This window comes from Allobosea sp. NPDC055332 (assembly GCF_053645455.1).
Map to the genome: position 1 here is coordinate 2,501 of NZ_JBSHMO010000009.1, position 3,165 is coordinate 5,665.

Genomic DNA, 3,165 nt, shown 5'->3' on the forward strand with positions numbered 1-3,165 from the left:
TGGCGCTGAGAGGCGATGAAGGACGTGATACGCTGCGATAAGCCGTGGGGAGCTGCGAATGAGCTTTGATCCGCGGATTTCCGAATGGGGAAACCCACCTTCGATCTCTGTTATTCTAAGGATAGGCTTTCAGTCTGTCCTTAAGCTAACAGAGATCACAAGAAGGTATTGAGCCCTGAATACATAGGGGTTCAAAGCTAACCCAGGGAACTGAAACATCTAAGTACCTGGAGGAAAGGACATCAACGAGACTCCGTTAGTAGTGGCGAGCGAACGCGGACCAGGCCAGTGCTCGATTGTGCGTTACCGGAAGTGGTTGGGAAACCACGCATCAATGGGTGATAGCCCCGTACGGATCTGCAAGCAGTCGAGACATGAGTAAGGCGGGACACGTGAAATCCTGTCTGAACGTGGGGGGACCACCCTCCAAGCCTAAGTACTCCTCAGCGACCGATAGTGAACAAGTACCGTGAGGGAAAGGTGAAAAGCACCCCGACGAGGGGAGTGAAATAGCACCTGAAACCGAATGCTTACAAACAGTGGGAGCTCAAGGTTCGTCCTGGGTGACCGCGTACCTTTTGTATAATGGGTCAGCGACTTAGTCTGACGAGCAAGCTTAAGCCGCTAGGCGTAGGCGCAGCGAAAGCGAGTCTGAACAGGGCGTTCAGTTCGTCGGATTAGACCCGAAACCGGGTGATCTAGCCATGAGCAGGTTGAAGGTAAGGTAACACTTACTGGAGGACCGAACCGGTGCCTGTTGAAAAAGTCTCGGATGACTTGTGGCTAGGGGTGAAAGGCCAATCAAACTCGGAAATAGCTGGTTCTCCGCGAAAGCTATTTAGGTAGCGCCTCGCGTGAATACTCTCGGGGGTAGAGCACTGGATGGGTGCGGGGTACTTACCGTATTACCAAACCTAACCAAACTCCGAATACCGAGAAGTACTGCGCGGGAGACACACGGCGGGTGCTAACGTCCGTCGTGGAGAGGGAAACAACCCTGACTTACAGCTAAGGCCCCCAATTCGTGGCTAAGTGTGAAAGGATGTGGGAATCCCAAAACAACCAGGAGGTTGGCTTAGAAGCAGCCATCCTTTAAAGAAAGCGTAACAGCTCACTGGTCTAAACAAGGGTTCCTGCGCCGAAAATGTATCGGGGCTCAAGCCACGAGCCGAAGCTTAAGGTTTGCACTTTGTGCAAGCGGTAGCGGAGCGTTCCATAAGCCAACGAAGGGAGACCCGTGAGGGCTCCTGGAGGTATTGGAAGTGCGAATGCTGACATGAGTAACGACAAACAGTGTGAAAGACACTGTCGCCGAAAGTCCAAGGGTTCCTGCGTAAAGTTAATCTCCGCAGGGTTAGCCGGCCCCTAAGGCGAGGCCGAAAGGCGTAGTCGATGGGAATGAGGTGAATATTCCTCAGCCAGTTGGTAGTGACGGATCGCGTACGCTGTCAGGTCTTATTGGATTGACCTGGCTTCCAAGCGGTTCCTGGAAATAGCTCCAACATCAGACCGTACCCGAAACCGACACAGGTGGACTGGTAGAGTATACCAAGGCGCTTGAGAGAACTATGCTGAAGGAACTCGGCAATTTACCTCCGTAACTTCGGGATAAGGAGGCCCAGTGCTTAGGCAACTAGGCATTGGGGGCACAGACCAGGGGGTAGCGACTGTTTAACTAAAACACAGGGCTCTGCGAAATCGTAAGATGACGTATAGGGTCTGACGCCTGCCCGGTGCCGGAAGGTTAAAAGGAGGTGTGCAAGCACCGAATTGAAGCCCCGGTAAACGGCGGCCGTAACTATAACGGTCCTAAGGTAGCGAAATTCCTTGTCGGGTAAGTTCCGACCTGCACGAATGGCGTAACGACTTCCCCGCTGTCTCCAGCATAGACTCAGTGAAATTGAATTCCCCGTGAAGATGCGGGGTTCCTGCGGTCAGACGGAAAGACCCCGTGCACCTTTACTGCAGCTTTGCGCTGGCATTCGTGTCGGCATGTGTAGGATAGGTGGTAGACTTTGAAGCCGGGGCGCCAGCTCTGGTGGAGTCATCCTTGAAATACCACCCTTATCGTCATGGATGTCTAACCGCGACCCGTCATCCGGGTCCGAGACAGCGCATGGCAGGCAGTTTGACTGGGGCGGTCGCCTCCCAAAGAGTAACGGAGGCGTGCGAAGGTGGGCTCAGAGCGGTCGGAAATCGCTCGTTGAGTGCAATGGCATAAGCCTGCCTGACTGCGAGACTGACAAGTCGAGCAGAGTCGAAAGACGGCCATAGTGATCCGGTGGTCCCGCGTGGAAGGGCCATCGCTCAACGGATAAAAGGTACGCCGGGGATAACAGGCTGATGATTCCCAAGAGTCCATATCGACGGAATCGTTTGGCACCTCGATGTCGGCTCATCACATCCTGGGGCTGGAGAAGGTCCCAAGGGTTCGGCTGTTCGCCGATTAAAGTGGTACGTGAGCTGGGTTCAGAACGTCGTGAGACAGTTCGGTCCCTATCTGCCGTGGGTGTAGGAGAATTGAGAGGATCTGCCCTTAGTACGAGAGGACCGGGGTGGACGTACCTCTGGTGGACCTGTTGTGGCGCCAGCCGCAGTGCAGGGTAGCTATGTACGGTCGGGATAACCGCTGAATGCATCTAAGCGGGAAACCCACCTCAAAACGAGTTCTCCCTTGAGAGCCGTGGAAGACGACCACGTTGATAGGCCGGGTGTGTAAGCAGGGTAACCTGCTCAGCTTACCGGTACTAATTGCTCGATCGGCTTGATCGTTCTCATGATCAATGTCCGCGACACCAACACAAACGCGACAACACAAAAGACCATATGCTTGCCAATATCCTTCGCCGGCCCGGTGGCTTGAGCGAGGAGCCAGAACCCGATCCCATCCCGAACTCGGCCGTTAAACTCCTCAGCGCTGATGGTACTGTGTCTCAAGACCCGGGAGAGTAGGTCGTTGCCGGGCCTGTCAAGGATATCCCTCATCACATGACTTCCAGCGCGCGGCGCAGGGTGCCTAACCGCACCCAGCGCCGCGTTGCCGTTTAAAACACCCATTATCGCGGGGTGGAGCAGCCCGGTAGCTCGTCAGGCTCATAACCTGAAGGTCGTCAGTTCAAATCTGGCCCCCGCAACCAAATTACCGCAAAATACAACAAAGCCCCG

General features: G+C 54.7%; 1 tRNA gene and 2 rRNA genes (1 of these 3 running past the window's edge). All 3 read left to right on the forward strand.

Features of this window, described 5'->3' with window-relative positions:
* Positions 1-2,772 (forward strand): 23S ribosomal RNA (locus ACWIGM_RS31080); it begins 34 nt to the left of the window's first position.
* 78 nt (positions 2,773-2,850) lie between these two features.
* Positions 2,851-2,965, forward strand: a 5S ribosomal RNA gene (gene rrf / locus ACWIGM_RS31085).
* Between the two features lie 95 nt (positions 2,966-3,060).
* Positions 3,061-3,137 (forward strand) — tRNA-Met (locus ACWIGM_RS31090).
* Positions 3,138-3,165: the final 28 nt, after the last annotated feature.